This window comes from Pseudomonas sp. IT-P258 (assembly GCF_949767825.1).
In the GTDB taxonomy this organism is placed as follows: domain Bacteria; phylum Pseudomonadota; class Gammaproteobacteria; order Pseudomonadales; family Pseudomonadaceae; genus Aquipseudomonas; species Aquipseudomonas monachiensis.
This window is the reverse complement of the sequence record NZ_CATKPU010000040.1, coordinates 1-6,193: the sequence shown is the minus strand read 5'-3', so window position 1 is coordinate 6,193 and position 6,193 is coordinate 1. Positions and strand designations below refer to the sequence as shown.

At 60.4% G+C, this 6,193-nt stretch carries 5 protein-coding genes; 1 reads left to right on the top strand and 4 read right to left on the bottom strand.

Going from position 1 to position 6,193, the window contains the following annotated elements; translation table 11 throughout:
• Positions 1 to 27 precede the first annotated feature (27 nt).
• The 3 genes from ACM6G4_RS15880 to ACM6G4_RS15870 are packed head-to-tail and all read right to left on the bottom strand — an operon-like array spanning position 28 to position 3,019.
• A complete protein-coding gene (locus ACM6G4_RS15880) occupies positions 28 to 969 on the bottom strand; it encodes a 2-hydroxyacid dehydrogenase (RefSeq protein WP_177336474.1) in 942 nt (313 codons plus the stop codon).
• Positions 966 to 1,721, bottom strand: coding sequence for a class II aldolase/adducin family protein (locus ACM6G4_RS15875; protein WP_056725186.1), 756 nt, complete (start codon positions 1,719 to 1,721; stop codon positions 966 to 968). The genes ACM6G4_RS15880 and ACM6G4_RS15875 overlap by 4 nt, the downstream gene beginning before the upstream one ends.
• Entirely contained in the window at positions 1,718 to 3,019 is a 1,302-nt protein-coding gene (locus ACM6G4_RS15870; protein WP_223542539.1) for an MFS transporter, read from the bottom strand. The genes ACM6G4_RS15875 and ACM6G4_RS15870 overlap by 4 nt, the downstream gene beginning before the upstream one ends.
• Positions 3,020 to 3,174: 155 nt before the next feature.
• On the opposite strand from ACM6G4_RS15870, the gene ACM6G4_RS15865 reads away from it, so the two are divergent.
• Positions 3,175 to 4,134, top strand: coding sequence for a LysR family transcriptional regulator (locus ACM6G4_RS15865; protein ID WP_056725183.1), 960 nt, complete (start codon positions 3,175 to 3,177; stop codon positions 4,132 to 4,134).
• A gap of 13 nt (positions 4,135 to 4,147) precedes the next feature.
• On the opposite strand, the gene mrdA is transcribed toward ACM6G4_RS15865, so the two are convergent.
• Complete coding sequence (mrdA, locus tag ACM6G4_RS15860) at positions 4,148 to 6,040, bottom strand: penicillin-binding protein 2 (protein ID WP_414914069.1); 1,893 nt, start codon at positions 6,038 to 6,040, stop codon at positions 4,148 to 4,150.
• Positions 6,041 to 6,193 lie beyond the last annotated feature (153 nt).

The following is a 6,193-nucleotide window of genomic DNA, read 5'->3' as shown; positions in this document are numbered from 1 at the left end:
ATTTTTATTGGTTGGATAACGCTGGGTTCAGTAACCCAACAATCGGTCGGCACAGTTCAGTAACGGTTTGCCGGACTTCAATCGACGAAAGTTCTCCGCTACTTGCTCGGCAATACAGTCATGGGATGCCGCCGAGGCCATGTGCGGGGTGATGGTGACACCGGGCATTGTCCAGAGCCGGTGATCGATCGGCAGCGGTTCCTGTTCGAAGACATCCAGCAAGGCGCCACGCAATTGCCCGCTCGCCAGTGCCTGTTCGAGATCGTCGATGTTCAAATGACCGCCGCGCCCACTGTTGACCAGTGCCGCGCCGTTGGCGAGTTGTTCGAAAGTGGCTCGCCCAAGGATGCCGCGGGTTTCGCTGGTCAGCGGGAGCAGGTTGATCAGCAACTCGACGCCATCGAGAAACGGATGCAACGCATCAGCCCCGGCGAACGTGCGCACACCCGGCAAATCCTTGCTGCGCCGTGCCCAGCCGCGCACGTCGTAACCGGCTGCGACCAGGTCCAGAGCAATCGCGCTGCCCAGCGATCCGAGCCCCATCACACCGACCTTGAACTGCCCCGCCGCCCGTTGCAGCGGCCGCTCCCAGCGTTGCTCCCGCTGTTGCGCCAACACCTGGTCGAAACCGCGGTGATAGTGGATCACCGCCCAGCGCACGTACTCGGTCATGCCTTGGCGATGGCCCGGATCAACCACGCGGCAAATCGGCAGGTCCGGGCATGACGGATCGTGATCGAGGTGATCGATACCGGCAGCCACCGAGTGGATCACCTGCAGGTTCGGCAATGCGCCGAGACTGCCCGGCAAGGGAAACCAGCACGCCGCCATCTGCGCATCGGCGGCCCGTGGATCATCGGCCAGCACGGCGGTGAGCTGCGGCGCACTGCGGGCAAACGCTGTCTGCAATTGCTTGAGCAGCAAGGTGTCGCGGGACAGCAGAACCACGGTATTGATGACGGCGTTCATGACAAATAAGACTCGCGCTGGGATTCGATCAACGTCAGGGCGGCCTCCCAGGCCAGGTCGATGATGTTGTCCTGCTCATCACGGTCAAACTGTTCGGCGGTGTGCGCGCACACTTGCGGCGACGGGTAATGCAAGGCGGAACCACCGGCCAGCGCCTGCACCTGGGCCTGACAGGCCCGCTCCAGGAAGTGGATTTCCTGGAAGGCCTGGGCCACGCCCGAACCACCCACCAACAAACCGTGGTTGCGCAGGATCATTGCCCGGTGCGGACCGAGGTCGGCGATCAAGCGCTCGCGCTCATCCAGCGACAGCGCGATGCCCTCGTAGGTGTGATAGGCCAGCTTGCCGTAGAACTTCAGCGCATGCTGACTGATCGGCAGCAAGCCCTGTTTCTGCGCCGCGACCGCCATGCCCGCTGCCGTGTGGGTGTGGATCACACAGTTCAGGTCCGGGCGCGCCATGTGGATCGCCGAGTGAATGACGAAGCCGGCGGCGTTGACCCGATGGCCGGCGTACTCCGGGTCGACCACCCGTCCGTCCTGATCGATGCGCACCAGATCAGAGGCGCGCATGCGGTCGAAGATCACCCCGTAACGGTTGATCAGGAAGTGGTGCTCCGGCCCAGGTATCCGCAGGGTGATGTGGGTGTCGATCAAGTCGGTCATGCGAAAGTGCGCGACCAGTCGATACAGCGCAGCCAGTTCGCAACGGGCTTGCCATTCAACCGGGTCGATGTGTGCAGGTTTACTCACGAATACACCTCTTTGGCAGCGTGGGTGACGACCGGGTTGGCGCGCAGGCGGGCCAGACCGCAAACACCGATCAGGGACAGGGCCGAGAGCAAGGTGAAGAACACCGCCAGCGGCAACCATTGTCCGGAAAACTTGCTGGCCAGCAGGGTGCCGATCAGCGGCGTGGTGCCACCGGCCACGGCGCAAGCCAATTGGTAGGCGATGGAAATGCCCGAGTAGCGCAGGTGCACCGGGAAGGCCTGGGTCATGTAGCCGGCGATCACCGCGTACAGCGCCGAGAGAATCACCACCGCGAGGGCAATGCCGGCAGTCATGAACACAATGTTCTGCGTGCCTACCAGCAGGAACATCGGGTATGGCGTAACCATGCACAGCAGCGCGACCCATTTGAGAAAGCGATCTTCGCCAATACGCTCGGCGATCAACGCCGAGAGCGGTTGCGAGAGCAACTGGATGACGGTTACCAGAAACAGGCAATCGAGAATCGTCGAACGGGCGATGCCCTGGTATTGGGTGACGTAGGTAATCATGAAGGTGTTGGTGAAGAAGAACCCGGCCGAGCCAATGGTCACGGCCGCGGCGGCGAACAGGATCTGCCGCCAGCAGGTGCGGATCACGTCCATCACCGGGTATTTGGCGGTCTCGTTGTTGTCCCTGGCCCTGGCGAATTCCGGCGACTCGTGAACGCCGGAGCGGATCAATAGGCCGACCATCATCAACACGCCGCTGGCGAGGAACGGCAGGCGCCAACCCCAGGCGAGGAACTCCTCAGGCTCAAGGGACGTCACCAGACGGAAAGCGATCAGCGCCAGCAACAATCCGGCGGGACTGCCGAGCTGGGCGAACGACGCGTAGAACGTCTTGCGCTTGGCCGGAGCGTGTTCGCTGGCCATCAACACCGCCCCACCCCACTCGCCACCGACCGAAATGCCCTGAATGACACGTAGCACGATCAGGCCGACGGGCGCCCAGATGCCGGCGCTGGCATAGCTCGGCAACAGGCCAATACCCGCGGTGGCGATGCCCATCAGGGCCATGGTCACCAACAGCATTTTCTTGCGCCCGAGACGATCACCCAGATGACCAAACACCATCCCGGCCATGGGCCGGGCAATGAAGCCGACAGCAAAACTGCCGAATGCAGCGAGGGTACTCATGACCGGGTCGCTGCTGGGGAAGAACACTTGCCCGAGGACCAGCGCCGCCGCGGTGGCGTAGATGTAGAAGTCGTAGAACTCGATGGTCGTGCCAATGAAGGCAGCGGCCGCGGCTCGGCGCGGTTGGGGAGTAGTGTGCATGCAAGGACCCTGTGTACTTATAGTTTTTGGGCAGGTGTTAAGGCTGATGACGGTTGCGCTCTGTGGCGCTTGTGGGCTTTATCGCTTCCATGTCAGGATTAGTCAATTTTCAAATTCTTATCTTTACTATTAGCACTGCTACTACACGAGGTTTTATGCCCTCCACTTCCAACCCGTGGGTCGGCCGGCGCTTTCTCAATGACCGCCTCGACTGGAACCTGCTGCGCACCTATCTGGTCATCGGCCAGGAAGGCAGCATGAGCCGCGCCGCCGCGCGACTGCACATCACCCAGTCGGCGGTCAGCCAGGCGCTGAAACGACTGGAAGAACAACTGGAATGCGTGTTGATTGCCCGTAGCGGACGACGCTTTGACCTGACGGAAACCGGGGAAGAAGTCCTGCGCATTGCGGCGGATATTTACGGGGATATTTCACGCCTGGGGACAGTGGTGGAGAGTCGCCACGATGACGTGGTGGGCAAGATCCGCATCCTCACCGTCAGCGGCGTGCAGGCGCGGCATTACGATGACTTCCTTGCGGATTTCCATGAAACCCATCCGAAAATCGAGTTGGAAGTCGAGGTGATGGGCAGTTCGAACATCATCAGTTCGCTGCTGCAAAAGACCGCAACCATCGGCGTCGGCCTGTGCCGCCTGCCGCAGCCGCGGCTGGAGCAACGGGTACTGTTTCGAGAGACCTATGCTTACTTTTGTGGCCAGCGTCATCGGTTGTTCGGACAAGAGAACCTGGCCCTGGAACAACTGGCCGCGGAAAACTTTGTCAGCTTCACCAGCGATCAATTGGGCGGCAATCTTTCGCCCCTGACGCTATTCCGCGACCAGCAAGGCTTCACCGGCAAGATCGTCGCCTCTTCCACCAGTTTCGAAGAAATTTACCGCCTGATCTGCGCAGGTTACGGCATCGGCGCCTTGCCCACCCATCTGGTGCGCCGGGACGTCGAGCAAGGTCTGCTCTGGCGCTTGCCGCCGGAAGAAGGGGTGGTGGATTTCGATATCCAGCTGTTGTGGAATCGCGAACAGAAGATGAGCCAGGCCGAAACGGTGTTCCTCGAAAGCTTCCAGCACATGCTCAGCATCCGTGAGCCTGTGCTGTGAAACCATAAGGGGTTCAGACGTGAGGATCGCCCGATGCCTTGCTCGGCGCGGCATACTGCGGCTTGAGGTGGCCATCCTGATCGAGTAGCCAGGCGTCCATGATCTCTCGCACGACCGGTCCGGCGACGCGACCGCCGGCTTCGCCGTTTTCGATCATCACCGAAATCACGATCTTCGGGTGCTCGGCCGGAGCGAAACCGACGAACAAGGCATTGTCGCGGTTACGCTCGCGGGTTTTCTCCCGGTTGTAACGTTCGCCCTGCTTGATCGCTACCATTTGTGCGGTACCGCTCTTGCCGGCAATACGGTACTGCGCGCCCGCCGCTGCCGCCCGGGCAATCCCGCGGGCGTCGTGCATCACCATCTGCATTCCGTGGTTTACCTGCTCCCAATCGCGAGGATCCTTGAGCAGAATGTTCGGCATCGGATGCTCATCCACCGGCGCGACACCGTCCACGGTTTTGGCCAGGTGCGGGCGATTCCATACGCCTTTGTTGGCAATCAGCGCCGTAGCCTGGGCCAACTGCAGCGGCGTGACCTGCATGTAGCCCTGGCCGATACCGAGAATCACCGTCTCTCCCGGGAACCAGGCCTGACGACGGGTGGCGCGCTTCCAGGCTTGGGATGGCATCAGGCCGGGGGATTCTTCATTCATGTCCAGGGAGACTTTCTCACCCAGCCCGAACATGGCCATGTAGTCGTGCAGGCGATCGATACCCAGCTTGTGTGCCAGGTCATAGAAGTAGGTGTCGTTGGAGCGCATGATCGCCGCATCCATATCCACCCAGCCGTCACCGTTGTGGTTCCAGTTGCGGTACTTGTGATCAAAATCCGGCAGTTGGTAATAACCGGGGTCGAACACACGAGTCTGTGGCGTGACGACACCGGCATCAAGGCCGGCGATTGCCACTTCCGGCTTGATGGTCGAACCCGGCGCATAGAGACCGCGCAACACACGGTTGAACAGCGGTCGGTCGATGGAGTCCCGTAGCGCGGAGTACTCTTTGGAGCTGATACCGGTGACGAACAGGTTTGGATCGAAACTCGGGTTGCTGACCATGGCCAGCACTTCACCGGTCGACGGATCCAGCGCGACCACCGAACCACGGCGATCCCCCAAGGCGTGCTCGGCGGCTTCCTGAAGCTTGACGTCAAGGCTCAGGACAATGTCTTCGCCGGGCACCGGGTCAGTGTGCTTGAGCACTCGCAGCACGCGGCCCTGGGCATTGGTTTCGACTTCCTCGTAACCGACATGGCCGTGCAACTGTGACTCGTAGAATTTTTCGATCCCGGTCTTGCCGATGGATTGGGTGCCTCGGTACTCGACCGTATCCAGCGCCTTTGACTCTTTCTCGTTGATACGTCCGACGTAGCCGACCGAATGAGCGAAGTGCTCGCCCAATGGATAGTGCCGAACGAACTGCGGCTCGACATCGAGGCCCGGCAGGCGGAACTCGTTCACTGCGAGTACGGCAATCTGTTCTTCGCTCAGCTCATAGAACAAGGTCACGGGTACGAAGGGGTGACGTGCCTGCTTCATCGCCTTGTCGAACTGTGAGCGATCTTCAGCGGGCAAGTGCAGCAGATTGACTACCTCGTCCAGCTCTTCGTTTACATCGATAGCACGTTCGCGGGTGATGGTCAGGTTGTAGCTGGGACGGTTATCCGCGAGGAGTACGCCGTTGCGATCGTAGATCAACCCGCGAGGCGGTGTAATCGGCAGGACATGTACGCGATTGTTTTCGGAGATGGTCGAGTGATAGTCGAACTCGACTACTTGCAGGACATACAGGCGTACCACCAGAGCACAGGTAATGGCGGCAACGAACAAGGCGCAGGCCATGAGTCTCTTGTTGACCAGCCGTGTCTCTTTCTCGTGGTCCTTGATGGGTATCGGTTCAGGCACTTGTGCAGCAACTCTTTGAAAAGAATGCCGATCCGTGGGCGGGGCGCAAACTCAGTCCCTTAAAAATGAGCTGCACCATACCAAAAGCGTGGAACCTGGTTTGTGTGATTTTTTTCACAATTGACCTTGGCTGGCTCGGCCCTTTTTCGAGCG

Excerpts from the sequence above, each read along its gene's own strand:
- ACM6G4_RS15865 (WP_056725183.1), top strand. The coding sequence starts at position 3,175 with ATGCCCTCCACTTCCAACCCGTGGGTCGGCCGGCGCTTTCTCAATGAC.
- ACM6G4_RS15880 (WP_177336474.1), bottom strand. The coding sequence starts at position 969 with ATGAACGCCGTCATCAATACCGTGGTTCTGCTGTCCCGCGACACCTTG.
- ACM6G4_RS15870 (WP_223542539.1), bottom strand. The coding sequence starts at position 3,019 with ATGCACACTACTCCCCAACCGCGCCGAGCCGCGGCCGCTGCCTTCATT.